The sequence below is a fragment of the Sphingobacteriales bacterium genome (genome assembly GCA_016711285.1).
In the GTDB taxonomy this organism is placed as follows: Bacteria; Bacteroidota; Bacteroidia; order Chitinophagales; family UBA2359; genus JADJTG01.
Genome location: JADJTG010000013.1, coordinates 463022 through 480188, shown reverse-complemented (window position 1 = coordinate 480188; position 17167 = coordinate 463022). Strand labels below are relative to the sequence as shown.

At 40.4% G+C, this 17167-nt stretch carries 13 protein-coding genes; 6 read left to right on the top strand and 7 right to left on the bottom strand.

Annotated elements, in window-relative coordinates:
- Nucleotides 1-6: 6 nt before the first annotated feature.
- From IPL35_11470 to IPL35_11450, 5 genes are all read right to left on the bottom strand, one after another.
- On the bottom strand, nt 7-765 hold the full coding sequence (locus tag IPL35_11470) for a T9SS type A sorting domain-containing protein (GenBank protein MBK8443982.1): 759 nt from the start codon (nt 763-765) through the stop codon (nt 7-9).
- 444 nt (nt 766-1209) lie between these two features.
- Entirely contained in the window at nt 1210-1845 is a 636-nt protein-coding gene (locus tag IPL35_11465) for a PorT family protein (GenBank protein ID MBK8443981.1), read from the bottom strand.
- Nucleotides 1846-1901: 56 nt separating this feature from the next.
- The gene (locus IPL35_11460) at nt 1902-2294 is read right to left on the bottom strand and encodes a DUF4293 domain-containing protein (GenBank protein ID MBK8443980.1); all 393 of its coding nucleotides are present in this window, start codon (nt 2292-2294) and stop codon (nt 1902-1904) included.
- A 52-nt stretch (nt 2295-2346) separates the two neighbouring features.
- On the bottom strand, nt 2347-2958 hold the full coding sequence (locus IPL35_11455; protein MBK8443979.1) for a DUF3109 family protein: 612 nt from the start codon (nt 2956-2958) through the stop codon (nt 2347-2349).
- A 212-nt stretch (nt 2959-3170) separates the two neighbouring features.
- Complete coding sequence (locus IPL35_11450) at nt 3171-7073, bottom strand: T9SS type A sorting domain-containing protein (protein MBK8443978.1); 3903 nt, start codon at nt 7071-7073, stop codon at nt 3171-3173.
- A gap of 243 nt (nt 7074-7316) precedes the next feature.
- Here IPL35_11450 and IPL35_11445 point away from each other — a divergent pair, with 243 nt between their 5' ends.
- The 6 genes from IPL35_11445 (at nt 7317) to IPL35_11420 (ending at nt 14695) form a co-directional block, all read left to right on the top strand.
- On the top strand, nt 7317-8267 hold the full coding sequence (locus tag IPL35_11445; GenBank protein ID MBK8443977.1) for an isopenicillin N synthase family oxygenase: 951 nt from the start codon (nt 7317-7319) through the stop codon (nt 8265-8267).
- 536 nt (nt 8268-8803) lie between these two features.
- Nucleotides 8804-9454, top strand: a complete 651-nt coding sequence (locus tag IPL35_11440; GenBank protein MBK8443976.1) for a hypothetical protein — start codon at nt 8804-8806, stop codon at nt 9452-9454.
- Between the two features lie 320 nt (nt 9455-9774).
- Nucleotides 9775-10683 (top strand): 4-hydroxy-tetrahydrodipicolinate synthase, encoded by a 909-nt coding sequence (locus IPL35_11435; GenBank protein MBK8443975.1) that lies wholly within the window; start codon nt 9775-9777, stop codon nt 10681-10683.
- Between the two features lie 104 nt (nt 10684-10787).
- The gene (gene panB / locus IPL35_11430; protein ID MBK8443974.1) at nt 10788-11609 is read left to right on the top strand and encodes a 3-methyl-2-oxobutanoate hydroxymethyltransferase; all 822 of its coding nucleotides are present in this window, start codon (nt 10788-10790) and stop codon (nt 11607-11609) included.
- Entirely contained in the window at nt 11590-13710 is a 2121-nt protein-coding gene (locus tag IPL35_11425; GenBank protein ID MBK8443973.1) for a hypothetical protein, read from the top strand. The genes panB and IPL35_11425 overlap by 20 nt, the downstream gene beginning before the upstream one ends.
- Nucleotides 13711-13798: 88 nt before the next feature.
- Nucleotides 13799-14695, top strand: coding sequence for a hypothetical protein (locus tag IPL35_11420; GenBank protein MBK8443972.1), 897 nt, complete (start codon nt 13799-13801; stop codon nt 14693-14695).
- A 7-nt stretch (nt 14696-14702) separates the two neighbouring features.
- Here the strand turns inward: IPL35_11420 and IPL35_11415 are convergent, their stop codons facing one another.
- Nucleotides 14703-15617 (bottom strand): aminotransferase class IV, encoded by a 915-nt coding sequence (locus IPL35_11415; GenBank protein ID MBK8443971.1) that lies wholly within the window; start codon nt 15615-15617, stop codon nt 14703-14705.
- Nucleotides 15618-15733: 116 nt separating this feature from the next.
- The gene (locus tag IPL35_11410; protein MBK8443970.1) at nt 15734-16399 is read right to left on the bottom strand and encodes a CoA transferase subunit B; all 666 of its coding nucleotides are present in this window, start codon (nt 16397-16399) and stop codon (nt 15734-15736) included.
- Nucleotides 16400-17167: the final 768 nt, after the last annotated feature.

The window sequence follows — 17167 nt, the reverse complement described above, 5'->3', positions numbered from 1 at the left end:
TTTATTTTATTGTTTAAATACTTTTTTCAAAGCTGTTTTGCCCGACACATCTTCATACTGCAATAAATACAAACCGTTTTGTAAGTCTGTGGTTGATACTTGTACCTGAACAGACGCATCGTCAAAAATTTGTTCCAATACAACTTTGCCATTTATGTCGCTGATTTGTATTTTTTTTATGGGGCTGTCGGCACTGACAGATAAAGTGTTTTCAAAAGGATTGGGAGTAACAACAACAGAATTTATAAATGTTTCGATACCCACTGGCGAGTAAGTAAGTCCTTCGTTGATGGCAGCCAAAATGTCGGTATTATCCGAAGGCGAATAGCCGATGGTTTTGTACAATACTTCGTGAGTATCTTTGGCTACAATAACGATAGTGGGCATACCCATACCACCATAGTAAGCCACCATTTCAGCCCCTTCGGTAAATACTTCGTGTTCAAAATTATTATCGGTACGCCAATTTTTCATCTGTTGGCAGGTATAGTTATCTAGATAGCCGATACTGTATATTTCCACACGATTGGGGTGAGATATGGCATAAGTTTCCAATAAATTATCCAATGCTTTGGTAGCAGTGATGCAAGGTGTGCAATTCATCATCACAAAATCCAATACTACCACTTTTCCGGCATCTAATTCGCTAAATAAGGTATGGTTATTGCCGTCACAATCTGTTTTCGTAAAATCCATTGCCGCTTCCTGTGCGCAAATAAAAGTGCTTGTTAATAAGAAAGCAAGTGTGTAAACTAACTTTTTCATGAAAATATTTTTAGGTATAAGATAAATAAATTAAAAATATGAACGTTCTTGTTTTTTTTGCTGTATATCAGCACGCTGTATCAACAACAGATGCAATGTACAAAAAACTTATCAAAACTCGAATTAATTAAGGTGATTTTGTTCGTTTTTTACATTTTTATTGTTAAAAAATGTAAATTTTTGATTAAAATTGTAAATAAAACGACAAATAAATCATTATAAATTTGCGTAATTAATTAATTACTATATATTTGTAAGTATTGCAAGTACCATTTTGTAAAAACTTATTGCGTTGATGATATTTTGTTTTTTTTATTCATTAAACCTTCACCTAACCTGATTATGCAAGAAATAGTTGTTGCCTCTTTGGTATTCAGTACCGTATTGGTGCTTTCTTATTTGAGTTACAGACGCGAGGGACGTTCTTCCAAAGCAAAGTATTAATTAGTGGTGTTTTTCGGTAATGCCGCTTAATTTATACAAAAAACGCAAAGCAATAGTTTTGTGATATTGCCCTACGATGCGCTGTTGATTGTTGCTGAATATGTTTTTCTGAAAAGATACAATAGAGTATGCCATACGCAAATTAACCAAAAAACGTGTGGATAAAGGGTATTGTATCTCTATTAATCCGCTGAAGTCCCATTTATTGGGTGGGTTTTGGGTAAAATAGGTGTCGCTTTCTATGCCTCCGTTGAACTGCTTGGTACGCAGCAAGCGGGCAGCGCTTAATCCCGCGCCGAAATTCATTCGATTTACATCGTGATATTTTACAATAAAAGGAATCTCTACATAATCCAGCACCAATTTGAAATCGTCGGCGTAGCGGTTGGCGTTGAAAGCACTGGCACTGCCGCGTTGAGCATATAAAATTTCGATGGTGGTACTCCAACGCTCGCTCCAAGGCAACTCTGCAAAGATGCCGGTATTAAGCCCTATTTTGCGGTAACCACTGTTGTCGTCACCGTCTATTTGGGTAAAATTAGCTCCGGCAATCAATCCTGCCTTAAAAGTTTGAGCTAATACGCTTGGCGACAATAAAACAAGCAGTACACTTAGCGCAAACAACTTCAAAAGCATTTTTTTTATTGTATCATTCATAATTTTATTCAAGAAAAAAATAAAAAAAATCATTTTTAACGCAACCTATCCATAGAGCGCACCAATTTTTCGTCGCTACGCACACCTCGTATGCCTAAGCTGTTAAACAAAAACATCAAAGGCGGAAATAAAGCACCTAATTGCGGAATAAAATCACCATCTGAATATTCTGTCATTCCAACAAAAACTATCAATCCGATGATAGCAATACCATTTATCAAAGCAAGTGTGGCTTGAAGAGGTCGTTTTTTAAACAAAAAAATAATCAAAAAACAAGCGATTGAAATAAGTGCCCCTATACCCGCCATAATAGGATTAAATGCCGGTTTTTGAGCAATATCATTGATTTCTACTGTCGGAAAATACTGAAATAAAAGCCCGCATAATCCTGCCAAGAAAAAATAAACCGTTTGAATACGTTGTAGCATGGTTGAAATTCGTTAAAAATTTTATTTGAGGATATAAATTAAAATAAATTGTTCAAAGATTTGTATCACTTGATGATGAATGATTATTTTGATGTCGGGCGTAATGTGTGGCAGCAGCTCCTTCAAGTTGAGCGTAAAAATCTTCGCCGTAGGCTCTGATAAGCGGCTCTTTCAAAAAACGATACACCGGTACTTTGAGGGCTTTTCCCAATACACAAGCAGGGTCGCAAATATCCCATTCGAAATAATTGAGCGCAACAAAACGATCGTAGCGGGTGGCGCGAATGGGGTATAGATGGCAGGAGATGGGTTTTTTGAAATCAATTTTTCCGTCTTCCCAGGCTTTTTCTATTTGGCATTTGGCAATACCCGCTTCGTCAAAACGCAAATAAGCACAAGCTCCACCGTTGATAAGCGGCGTTGAAAATCCGCCCTCTTCGTTGGGTACATAGCGTCCTTGCTCGGCAATAACTGCCCTGCCCGCTTCCGTCAGATATGGCGACACTATGGAATATATATCATCTAAAATGGCAACTTCTGATTCTGCTAAGGGTGCGCCGCCATCGCCTTCTACACAGCATACTCCTTTGCAAGCCTGTAAGTTGCATACAAATTCCTCCTCTATAACAGCATCGCTGATAATTTTATCTTCAATAATAATCATTTTTTTAATTCAAAATATTATAAAATATAGGTATTAATTTACAAAAATGGATAAAAAAGAACTGTGTTTTGTTCTTTTTGCTTGCCTTTGTAGTATTTTATAACAAAATTAAGGATTATTTTACTGCTCAATAGGATAAAAAAAAACCGCCTCCTGCACAGGAGGCGGTTTTTTATGTATTGCAATAATTAAATTATTGATTGGTTAGATGATTATTTTTTCACAAATTTCATGGTAGTGTTGCGCAATCCGTCTTCAACGCTCAAGAAATAAGTGCCTACTGCATAATCTGCAATATTCAATTCTACTTGATTGAAACCTGCTACCGTGTGAACGTTTTGTTGAGTAATAACACGACCCAATAAATCTGTAACTTTAAGAGTAACCATTGCTGCATCGCTGCCCATGTTCAAGTTTACATTTAAGGTGCTGCTGGCAGGAATTGGTGCAATTTCTACAGACAAACAAGCGTCTGCTTTGCCTTGCAAACGGATAACATCAGAAATAATTTCTTGATTGCCCAAAGCATCTACTTCCGACAAACGATAGAAGTAAGTAGCGCAATCTTCTACCTGATTGTCCAAATAAGCATATACTTGTGTGCTGGCAGTATTGCCGGCAGCATCAATTTTAGCATAATTTACAAAGTTGATACCATCTAAGCTGCGCTCTAAAATGTAGTAGTCTGTGTTGATTTCGGCAGCAGTAGCCCAAGAAAGCTGGTTGCCGTTTTCAATCACTTCGCCTTCAAAACGGATCAAGTCGGCACTCAAAGGACAAGGCGCACCGGCTACGGTTTCAATACAACCTTTGCTGGTATCAAATACAGTAAATTCGTAAGGCTCGCCTTTTGTTAATCCGCAAATGGTGGTGTTGTTATCTGCGCCGAGTAATGTTTGAGTACCTGTAATATTATATGGTCCTGCGGTTTGTCCGCCAACAGCCGAAAGCGTTACACAATAAGTAGAAGCAGTATTAGGTCCGCAATCTGCTATTGCATTTACTTCATAATATTGGCATTTATCGCAAGAAATACCCGGAACTACTAAACTTGCATTACATTCGTTGTTAGTGATATAGAAACTTAAATCGGTATTGTCGGTAAAAGTAAGTTGTAAGTTGTTGCCATTGAAATTATCAGCTTCGTAGCTGCCGCTAATGTCAAAAGGACCGGTTCCTGTCCAACTGATATTTACTGTAAATTTACCTTCGTTAATCATTTGCTCGCTACAAGGAACATAATCATAGGAAGGAGTAATTACACATTTAGCACAATCGTAAGCCGGAATATTTGCCGTTACATCGCAACTGTTGGCATCGGTTACAGTAACATTGCCCAAAGCAGTACCATCTGTAATATCACTTACGATGATAGAGTTTCCGGTAACGTCAGTATAGTTAATGGTAGCACCGGTTACAGAATAAGGAGCTACACCGCCTGTCCAAGAAATAGCCAAAGAGTAAACACCCGCAGATTGTTGTGCTGATGTACATTCTAATTGTGCGTGAGATACTGTCAAGCCGCATTTTACACAATCCATAGCAGGAAGTGTTACTGTACCAGTGCAACCGTTGGCATCTTGAATATTTAATATTCCTAATTCAGAACCATCTGTTTGGTTGCTGATGATATAAGAATTGCCGCTAATACCTGATTCTGTAACAGCACCGTCAATGCTATAAGGAGCTACGCCGCCTGTCCAAGAAATTTCAACAGAGTAAGTACCATTGTTGTGGTCAGCTTCTGTACAATCCAATTGGTCGTAAGTAACATTGATAGCTACACCGGCACAAGGGTCAATGGCTGTTCCTGCACAAACGCAAGAGGTATTTACCATATCGTTTTCGGTGTTCGCGTTGCCGTCATTACAAGCATCGCCTACGTTGGCTTGCAAGTTTTCGCAATCGTAAGTAGGAGCAATTACTGTTCCTGCACATTCGCAAGAGGTATTTACCATATCATTTTCTGTATTGGCGTTTCCGTCATTACAAGCATCGCCTATGTTGGCTTGCAAGTTTTCGCAATCGTAAGTAGGAGCAATTACTGTTCCTGCACATTCGCAAGAGGTATTTACCATATCGTTTTCGGTGTTGGCGTTTCCGTCATTACAAGCATCGCCTACGTTGGCTTGCAAGTTTTCACAATCGTAAGTAGGAGCAATTACTGTTCCTGCACATTCGCAAGAGGTATTTACCATATCATTTTCGGTGTTGGCGTTGCCATCATCGCAAGCATCACCTACGTTGGCTTGCAAGTTTTCGCAATCATAAGTAGGAGCAATTACTGTTCCTGCACATTCGCAAGAGGTATTTACCATATCGTTTTCGGTGTTGGCATTGCCGTCATCGCAAGCATCGCCTACATTGGCTTGCAAGTTTTCACAATCGTAAGTAGGAGCAATTACTGTGCCTGCACATTCGCAACCGCTTGTTACCATATCGTTTTCGGTGTTCGCGTTGCCGTCATCGCAAGCATCGCCTATATTTGCCTGTAAAGTTTCGCAATCAAATACAACAGCAGGTAATACCGTTAATTGATAACCCGGAACAATTAATTCAGCGCAAACAACACCATTGGCAATAACTCCCAGAGCAGCCTCACCGCTTGTAATTAAACCATTATCAATAGCAGCGGCAGCAGTAGCTACATCGGCAGATAAAATACTCAAACCGTGAACATTGTAAGTGCCTGCGCTATAATCGGCAAAACTGAAAGAGCCCGTAGTGTTGTATTCCAAAATATCATATACAGTAGAGTTGCCCGGAGAATCGGTAGTCAGTACATATATATATGAGTATTCGGTACTTTCTGTTTGACCACTTACGGTAGGAGCGTCAGAAGTACCACCGAAAGCAATGGTTGTATTAGCCGGAGGTGTAACAGTACCCGCTTCGGCGAGACAAACAGGAGGAGCAGGGCAGACTTCGCAAGAACCGAAAGCTACCGGACCATAAGTAGCAGTAGCTACGTCCATTGGCACAGTATAAGTGCGGTTGCCATTGCCATTGCCACATTCGGCAGGTGCGCTTTCATCGCTGCCCCAGCCGCTGCCGTCTTTCAAAAATTTGAATTCCAAAGCCGAGCCTTCCGCAATAGTGAAAGTGGCTTCCCAAATACCATCGCTATTGCTGTCGGTCATTGCATTGGCTGTAGGATCCCAACCCTGAAAACTACCTGCAATATAAGGAGCTGTTACGCCATTGCAAGCACCATCTAACAAGAATGTTACTTCTACATTATCAGGAGGAATAACAGGACAAGCTTCGCAACTGTTGAAAGCAACAGGACCGAAAGAAGCAGTAGCAGTAGCCGGAATAGTGGCACTTCTGTTATAACCGCCAAAACCGTTATCTACGCCACAAGCGGTTAATCCGCTGCCTTCATCATTGCCCCAACCGGCTGCACTTAAAAATTTGTACTGAACCGTAGAACCTTGTTCAATTTCAAAAGTGGCTTCCCAGATACCGTCACCGTTGCTGTCTGTCATTGCGCTGGTAGCAGGGTCCCAACCTTGGAAATCTCCGGCAATATAAGGAGTAGAAGCAGTTGTAAGCGGAGCACAATTACCATCTAATAAGAAAGTTACAGTAGAAGTTGCCACTGCCGAACCTTCAGCCAGCGTAAAAGTACCCTCGTAGTAGGTATCTCCGTCGGTGCTACCATTGCCATTGGCACCGATACCGCCGATGTAAAATGTAACTGTACCTGTACCCGCAATAGGAGCCGTCCAAGTAAAATCCCAAGTGCCGGTAGTATTTACCGAGCCGTGTTGAATTTCACCGCCCTCTACAACTGTGTTGCTTCCGGCTGTGAAGAAGTCATCTGTCCCTGTACTGCGCATAGCAAAACCATAACGCGCATGGCTTGACATGTAATGCACATTTACATTGTAAGTAGTACCCGGAAGGTAGCTGCTTACAGCATTACCATTGGCATCTTCTATTACAACCATTAGGTTGCTATTGACACCCGCTGTAGCTGAATGACAGCCGCCGTTGCCACAAGTGGAAACACCGAACCCTGTATAGCCCTCCGGAGGATTGGCAGAATAGGAGTGTCCTTGGTTATTCCTGTTGCTAAAAAACAGAAACACACTTCCAACAAATAGAAGCATGAGTAACGTTTTTTTCTTCATAAATACTGAATATAAATTTGATTAAAAAATGGAATAGTCAAAAAGTGATACAATATTAGATAAAATTAATTACATGACCGTTAAAAATTCATCGGATTGTTTGTTTTTTTTTTAAATTTGCTTGTTAAACGTGTCTTAAGCGTTTTTTTATTAAAAAAACATTTTATAAAAGCCAGTATTTTTTTATCATTATTTTAAATAAAAAACAAAAAAATTACGGATATGTCCACATTCATTCCTCAGGTAAATTTAAACGATTATGTGAATGGCACACCTGAACAAAAAGCTGCCTTTGTTGAAAAACTCGGAAAAGCATTTGAAGAGGTAGGTTTTGTAACTGTTATTAATCACGGGATACCCGCCGACCTGATTGAAAACTTGTACGGAGAAGTAAAACAATTTTTCAGCTTGCCGTCCGAAACCAAAGTAAAAGCTGAAGTGAGCGGATTGGCAGGGCAACGCGGCTATACTTCTTTCGGCAAAGAACATGCCAAACAAAGCCAAGTGGCAGATTTGAAAGAATTTTTTCAATACGGACAAACGGTTGAAGACAACGACCCTATAAAAAGTCAGTATCCTGACAATGTAGCCACAGAAGAACTGAAAGATTTGAATAAAGCTCTTTATTCGGCGTATCGTTCTTTTGAAAAATCGGGTTCTTATTTATTAAATGCTATTGCCAATTATCTGAATTTGCCGGAAAATTATTTTGATGGCAAAATCAAAAACGGCAACAGCATTTTGCGTGCAATTCACTACCCGCCTATTACAAGCGAGCCTAAAAATGCCATTCGTGCCGAAGAACACGAGGATATTAACTTGATTACCCTGCTCGTGGGTGCTTCTGCCGAAGGCTTGCAGGTGCTCACCAAACAAGGCGACTGGCTCGCAATTACGGCACGCCCGGGTGAAATTGTGGTGAATGTGGGCGATATGTTGCAACGCCTTACCAACAATAAACTCCGCTCTACCACCCACCGCGTAGTAAATCCACCGCGCGAAATGTGGCATACTTCGCGTTTTTCAGTGCCGTTTTTCCTGCACCCGCGCTCCGAAATGAAATTGGATTGCTTGGAACATTGCATCTCTGATGAGCAACCTTTGCAATACACTCCCATCACTGCCGGCGAATATTTAGATGAGCGTTTGCGTGAAATTGGCTTGAAAAAATAATTAAAATTTTGTGTTAAAGTAGGGCATAATGCCCTAAAAGCAGTGCTTTGAATGTTATTTCAAAGCACTGCTTTTTTTATACAAAGGATAATTTTTACAGATAAACTGAGGAATAAAAATATAAAACAAAAATGGAAAATAAAAAATATCAGTCGTTGTATAATATTTATGATAGTCAGCCGTTACTTAATAAATAAGAGTAGAGCTTGATTGTAAAGAAATGAACAGCTATTGCAACGTTAAAATTAAATATTTGAATAACAAAAAAGTATTTTGTTGTTAAAATACAAAATATTATACATATAAATAAAAAATATTTCATTTTTCTTTTCAAAAACTTTTTTTATATAAAAATAACACCTACCTTTGCAGCCGAATTTTAAAAACAGCTATTGCTTATAAGGAAATTTTTACTATTTATCCTTTAACATTTATTCTTTTTTTTGAATGTTTTTTAACAAAACAAGCTATTTGAGCAGGTAAGATTACTAATCAAATATTCATTTAAAAAGAATATTCTAAAATTTCCAAAAACAATGAAACACATTCAATTTATTTTCGCAGCAGCTGCAATGTTATTTATAAGTTCATTTGCCAACGCACAAAGCAGTAACAAAAGTAGCGCATTGCCTACTTTTCGTTTTGGTTTGAGTACACAAGTAGGAGCTTTGAACGGCAACAATAACAGTGGTTATGTTTTAGGCGGCGGACTGATGACAGAAGCGTTTTTATATCGCAAATCTTTGGTATTGAGCAGTGGAGCGCAATACAGCCAATACCAACAAGATGGCGAACAAACCATAGTAACAGAAGGTATTCACCAACAAAAAACAGTGACAGTAAATACAAGCACTGCCCAAAGTTATGTATCTGTGCCTATTTCTCTGAAATGGCGTTCGCCTGAAGTATTCAGCAATAGCCTGAAAACTTATGTACAAGGTGGTATTGTGAATAATTTTCTGATTAAAAATGATGCGTCTTATATTGCTTCAAGCGGTGTAAAAGAAAGAATTGCCAACTCTGATGCCGATTCGTATAATATGCTCGGAACAATCGGAGTAGGTACTGAATATAATATTTATGGCAATGGCGGTATTGCTACAATGGGTATCAATTACCACCCGCAATTAGGAAATAGCAGCACAACGCTTCAACAATGGAGCATTCAGTTGGGTTTGTTTTTCTAAAATAAACAAAAGAAAAGTTAATAATCATACGGATAAGAAATTGTTGATAGTTTTTTGAGACTTTGTGATGTAAAATGGTGTGGATAAATCAGGTGTGTGAGAACACCCTCTTTTAAAAACATAGCAAGCAAAATACTTTTTCATAGTCTAAGTTTAGGGTGAACTAAAAAACGAGTGATTGCAGTGATGCAGCACTCGTTTTGCTTTTTTATGCTTCTTTGTGGTTTTTCAGCTAACTGTGCAGTATCTTTGTACTGTCAAAATTATTTTTCATTCAATATCCATCTCTTTCCTATTATTCTCCACGCCACCATTTTTTTATGCTCGACCAACTCAAAGGTACCGGTGTAGCCTTAATCACGCCTTTTCGCGAAGATGCTTCTATTGATTTTGAAGGTTTGGGACGTATGGTAAATTACCAAATCGCTAATGAAATAGATTATTTGGTGGTACTCGGCACTACTGGCGAAACGCCCACACTTAGCGACAAAGATCGTTTTGAAATCCTTGACTTCGTGATTGACACCGTGCGCGAGCGGGTGCCGATAGTGGCGGGCTTCGGTGGTAACGATACACAACATATTCTTCATTCCATTAATTATTACGGACTCAAAGGCATTTCGGCTATATTGTCGGTGAGCCCTTATTACAACCGCCCCAATCAGCGCGGTTTGTATCAGCACTATGCCGCCATCGCCGAAGTGTGCAACAAACCCATCATCATTTATAAGGTGCCCGGGCGCACCGCCGCCAATATTACCGCCAGCACCACTTTGCGTTTGGCGCGTGAATTTAAAAACATTGTCGGTATCAAAGAGGCATCGGGCAATATGGAGCAATGTATGAATATCATCAAGCGGCGACCCAAAAGTTTTTTGGTTATTTCGGGTGATGATTTGCTCACGCTGCCTTATTTGTCGTTGGGAATGGACGGCGTGATTTCGGTGATTGCCAACGCTTTTCCGCGCGAGTTCGACAGTTTGGTTCATGCTGCCTTAGAAGGCGACTTGATTACAGCCCGCAGACATCATTACAAATTATTGAATATAGTACAAATGATTTATGAAGACGGCAGCCCCGCCGGTGTAAAAGAAGCCCTCAAAACTTTAGGCTTGTGCGGAAATACAGTGCGCCTGCCTTTGGCAAATGTAAATAACGATGTAGCCACCCGTATTGAGAGCGAGGTGCTGCGCCTGCGCGATGAGATGATTAGCACATTAGAATTTTAAGCTGTAATCTTGTATAAAAAAGTATAATTTTGTTGCTGTCATTTCTTAATATTGTGCTATCTGTATTTTTTTGATTAATTTTTTTACCCAATTCTATTTTTTTTATGTCCACCGAATCCGGAAAAGAAATCAAGCGCATTACTACGCATAATTTGCGCACTATGAAAGAAAAAGGAGAAAAAATATCTATGATCACCGCTTACGATTTTTCTTTGGCTAAAATTGTCGATGATGCGGGGATTGATATTATTTTGGTGGGCGACTCGGCATCTAATGTAATGGCAGGGCACGAAACTACTTTGCCCATTACGCTCGATGATATGATATATCACGCTTCGGCGGTGGTGCGTGCCGTAAGCCGCGCTTTAGTGGTCGTGGATTTGCCTTTCGGTACTTATCAGGGCGATTCGTTGGCGGCACTCAAAGCTGCTATTCGTATTATGAAAGAAGCAGGTGCTCACGCCGTAAAGTTAGAAGGCGGCTACGAAGTAAAAGAATCCATTGAGCGCATATTGTCGGCGGGTGTGCCAGTGATGGGGCATTTGGGGCTGATGCCACAGTCTATTTACAAATTTGGAACTTATACAGTGCGTGCCAAAGAAAAAGAGGAAGCTGATCTGTTGCGCAAAAATGCGAAATTACTCGAGGATTTGGGGTGTTTTGGAATTGTGCTGGAAAAAATTCCCGCTGCTCTCGGCGAAGAAGTCGCAAAAGCCGCCGAAATTCCTATTATCGGCATTGGTGCGGGCGGCGGTGTAGATGGGCAGGTGTTGGTGCTGCACGATATGTTGGGCATTACCAAAGAATTTAAACCCCGTTTTTTGCGTACCTACCTCAATTTGTACGATGATATTAAAGGAGCAGTAGAACGCTATGTGACCGATGTAAAAAGCAGCGATTTTCCGAATGAAACGGAACAGTATTAATTTTTTTCTTCTGCATTATTGTTTTTCCTTCTTATTGCATACGCTTTTTTTGCTATGTGCAGCTTTTTTTTGTATAAGTACCACCATTGATGCTTATGCTCAGGAGCGTTCTTCGCTGCGCAATGATGTATTGAAAAATGTATCTACTACTGCTACACCGAATATACCGCTCGACAGTATTCAGTCGGGTAGCGATTCTCTTGCTGCAATGCCCGAATTTCCGGTTGCCGACAGCCTGAATTTAGATGCCCGCTATGCTTGGATACACTTGATGCGCGGCTTGGATAATTATACGCTCCTGCCTTTGGATACCGCCCTCCATAATTTTCATCAATATTCACAGTTAGAACGCCAACCTTATCGCTATCGTCCTTTGGGAGCAGTGGCACAACCACTTCTGCCTTTGTTTTTTCATTATTCCGATAGTATTTTTTTTGACAGCGGCTACCACATTTTTGATGGCTACCTCTTGCAGCCGCAAGATTTGAGCTATTTTGACCCCAAAGCTCCCTATACTGATATTTTTTATGTGATAGGCTCGGGAAAAGAACAACAAATGCACCTCACGCACGCTCAAAGTTTGGTACAGCAGCGTTTCAGATATACGCTGGAATGGCTCAATACTTCGGCAGATGGTTTTTATCAACGACAAAAAGCAAAAGCCACATCATTACATGTGAGCCTGTGGTATAGCAGTCGCAACAGCCGCTATCACTCCATTGTAGGACTGCTCAATCATCGCCAAAGTGCCGAACAAAACGGCGGTGTGGCTACTTTTAATATTTTCAACGATACTTCTGTGCTGCGCAAAGATGTATTGCCGATACAACTCAGCAAAGCCAATATCAGCAATCGCCAGCGCACTTGGCAGTGGCATCAGTGGTACGATTTTTCGAGTAGAGATACCATATTAGTAGCGCGCATAGATACGCTTAAAAAAGATACAGTCCTTCAAAAAATAGCTATACCCACCGCTCAGTGGCGTTTGTCGCACACCGTCCGCTATCGCCGCGAAACTTACGGATATAGCGATGCCGAAATTCCTGCGGGTTTTTATTCACATATTTTTGCCGACAGCAGCAGCACCTCCGATGAGTGGCTGTTGGAAGGCTGGCGAAATGAAGCGACCTTTCAGTTTGATGCCAAACAAGATACGCTTCGCTCTATTTCTCCGCTGCATATCCGCGCGGGGGCATACTACGAAACGTTTACTCTTTCGCCCACTATCTATTATGCAGACAGTTTATCGTTCAGTTTTAAGGAATATGAGCAAAATATAGCCGCCTATTGTGAGGCGATACTGCGGCAACGATTTTGGTATGTAAAAGCCAAATGGCAACAAGGTGTGGCGGGCTACAACGGCAAAGATTTGATGTGGCACAGTCAGGGCGGCATTTTTCCTTTTCAAAAATTACGCCTAGAAGCCGCACTCACTTACAGCCGCCGCGCTCCGGCTGCTTTGTTTCGCTCCGCTTTTGGCAATCATTATCAATGGCGGCACGATGCATGGAAACAACAGCAGCATTTTCAAACCGAAATAAGCATCGGAAATATGCAGCAAAGCCATCAAATACGCCTCTTACGCCACGATTTTACGGATTATTTGGTTTTCAATGCCCAACAAGAGCCGGAACAAATAGACAACTGGCAACTATGGCAGGTGCAGCAATGGAGTCGGTTGAGGTGGCGTAAATGGAACTGGGAGCATACGATTATGTGGCAAAAAAGTTCTTTGGAGCGTATTTCGCTGCCGCAATGGTGTATAGATGCTCAGGTTTATTACCGCAACCATTTGTTCGGCGGCAATCTGCTGCTGGAAGCCGGTATGCGTTTTCGTTACAACAGCAATTTTTATGCTCCTGCATTTTCGCCTGCTTTGCAGCAATTTTATTTGCAGGATACCAACACTATTTTGCTGGGATATTATCCACTTACAGATGTTTTCCTGAATTTTCGTATCAGCCGCGCCCGTTTTTTTGTCGCCTCCCAACATCTCAATCAGGCGATACTCAACAAACGAAGCGGTTATTTTGCAGCACCGCACTATCCGGCATTGGAGCGTACCATTCGTTTGGGTTTTTCGTGGATGTTTTATGATTGATTGAGAGCAAAAAAATTTCCAAAATTTTCAAAATAAATAGTGGCTTTATCCTCCAAAAATATTTCCCCACTCGCATAAAACCAATTTGATGAAACAAATTATATGGTTCGTTTTGATTGTTTTGTTTGTTGCAGCAAACTGTAAATCTGACAGCAACACAACAGATCGGGTGATAAAAGGCGAAAATTATGAATTGAACATCGCTGATGAACAAAAAGCAGTTTTAATTCTGTTTCCCTGTTTTCCGTGCGATATTGAAAATACCAAAACGGAAGCTGAATTTTTAAAAAATATTGAAAAAGAAGGCATTACCACGCTACTTTTAAATATTAACAAAAAATTATACTTAACCGAAGCCGAAAAAATAGAATATGCTCAATTGTTAAACTCCATTTTTGATACAAATAAAATCGTGAAAGAGAATGTTTTTATCGGGGGCTTTTCAAGCGGGGGCAATATATCGGTGGTACTTTCAAATTTTTTAATTAAAACCCGACACGCTATTCAGCCTAAAGGAATATTTGTAGTCGATTCGCCTTTGGATTTGGAAGCATTGTATAATAATGCAAAAAATGACTTGAATAAAAACGCCAACGCAGTGGCAGTGGAGGAAGGAAAGTTTTTAATAGATTTGTTTGAAAACAGCATTGGAAAACCAAACAAAAATATTGAAAAGTATAAAACAATTTCACCTTATTTAATTTCTTGTAATTCAATGTATAATATTGAATATTTGAAGGATATTAAAATAAGATTTTATTGCGAACCCGCTTTGGAGTGGCAAATGGAGAATAAAAATAGAAAGTACGAAGAATTGAATGCTCATCAACTTGAAAAAACCTACCTTGCTTTGGTTCAGGTTGGGAGTAAAAAGGCTGAATTGATTAAAACAAAAAATCGGGGAATAAGGGCAAATGGAGAAAAAAATCCTCATTCGTGGAGTATTGTGGAAAAAGAAAATCTTGTCAGGTGGATATTAGAATAATGATTTCTTACAATAATTCCTGATAAATAGAGATAAGCCGCTTCGTTTGCAGATTGAGCAGCTCTGTAAGCAAGCGACTTACTTTATTGCCAAATACCTTTTTTTGATACACTTGCACCCAGCGTATGCCTTGTACGGCATTGCACAAAAAACATTCATCAGCGTATTGGAGCAAATCAGGGGGGAGGATTTTCTCTTGTGAAGGAAAATGATGTATTTTTGCCAATTGCAGCAGGATGCCGCGCATCACACCCTCTACACCGCCTTCACTCAAAGGTGGCGTGTATAAGGTGTTGTCGCTTACCCAAAATATATTGGAATAAAGTGCTTCTACAATATTTCCTTGTGCATTTATCAGCAAGCAATCATCTAATTGCTGCTGTTGTTTGTAGAGAGCCGCCAAAATATAAGGCAGGGCATTGTTGCTTTTAATAGAAAATATCGGGTGCTGTGGTTTGGGGTATTGTGTATAAATGTCAAGTACCAAGCCGCGCTTGTTCAATACAAATTCATCATCTTCAATAGGGCGTGACTCAATTAAAACCGCCGTTTGTTGTTCTGTGGTGGGTTCGTATAATCCTTCGCCTTCTCTGAAAAAATGAATACGAAAACGCCCGTTTTCTATATTGTTTTTTTCGGCTAACTGGATACAATAGCGGCGCAGGGCAGAATGCTGTATAAAATCATTGGCGGGTAATTGCAGGAGTTGTAAGGATTTTTCTATGCGGCGATAATGTTGTTCGTAAAAAGGTAATTGCCCTCGTATCAAGCGCAGCGACTCAAAAAAACCGTCACCATAGCGAAAACTGCGATTGTGAGCGCGCACAAAAAAACGCTCTATCGGAAAAAAAACGCCATTATAAAACAAATACTCTGTATTCATTTGAGAACTAAGCGTTATTTTTCCATCTCCGTATAACATAGCATCATCGTTTTACATAAAAGAGCAGCAAGTGTCGCCGTAATGAATAGGCAGACGAATACTTTTCACGGCACTGCCGATTGGCGTGCCTTACAACAGCCCGAATACAGCAAAAATTAATCCAAACGCATTATCGGCACATCGGCAGGTACGGTGAGCCTGCCGGCAGTTTTGGCTTTTATTTCTTCTACACTCACATCAGGGGCACGCTCCACCAATAAAAATCCGCCGCCATCGGGTAGTACATCTAATACCGCCAAGTCGGTGACGATGCGTTTTACACAACCCAATCCGGTAATCGGCAGCTCGCAGGTGGGCAATAGCTTGCTTTCTCCCTCTTTGTTGCTGTGTATCATAGCCACGATGATATTTTCAGTGCCTGCCACCAAGTCCATAGCACCGCCCATACCTTTTACCATTTTACCCGGAATTTTCCAGTTGGCGATGTCGCCTTTTTCGCTTACTTCCATAGCACCGAGTACGGTGAGGTCGATGTGTCCGCCGCGAATCATAGCGAAGCTGTCTGCCGAATCGAAGAAGCTGCTGCCGGCTAAGGCGGTAATGGTTTGCTTACCGGCATTGATGAGGTCGGCATCTACCTCTTCTTCGGTGGGAAAAGGACCCATTCCGAGCAGCCCGTTTTCGGAGTGTAGCACAATATTTACGCCTTCGGGAATATAGTTAGCGACCAAAGTAGGGATTCCGATACCCAAATTTACATAATAGCCGTCTTTGAGTTCTTGAGCGATGCGGCGGGCAATACTGAATTTATCCAAAGGCATAATAAAAAATAAGAATTGATAGACGTGATGAAATAAAAAAATACGATGTATTGCACAAAAATAATACAGATTGCGCGGGATTGTGCTATCTGAGTATAAAAAATTAAAGAGATGTCTTTTTTTATTCAAAAAAAATCCCTGATGTTTTTTACACATCAGGGATACCATTAACCTCAAAACAAAATCACTTATTATACAAAAAGAACCTCTTTTTTAGAATATTAAAAAATCTGCACTTTGCGTGTGAGGGTACCTTTTTCGGTATTTATTTTTAATAAATAAACACCTGCCTGACAATTATCTACATACAAACGTGCTTGTTGCGATTCAATGTTAATGCTATTTTTTACAACCTGTCCTAATATATTCACCAACTCTATAGAGTTTACCTGAGCGTTGCCTTTCCATTCTACATTCAGATAATCATCAGCAGGAACGGGATAAATGCGCAACTCTTGTAATTCCAAATCAACTACATCTAATACTACTTCGGCAGTGGTAGTAGCACCTTGTAGAGGGGTGACAACTCCGTCTTTGCTCACGATGGCAGCCTGTTGGATACCGATAACGATAGGAATATTAGTAGCATTTTTTCCTGCCAAATTATCATCAATCACAAAACGTAGTTTTGCAATAGTTCCGCTTCCGTTCACATTTTGCTGATTGATGCGCACTACTGCCGTTTGAAGCGTAGTGCCTGTTTTTTTATTCAGTTTTAATAATTCGGTATTGTTGCTCAACCAAGAAGGTTGGTGATAGGTAAGTTCA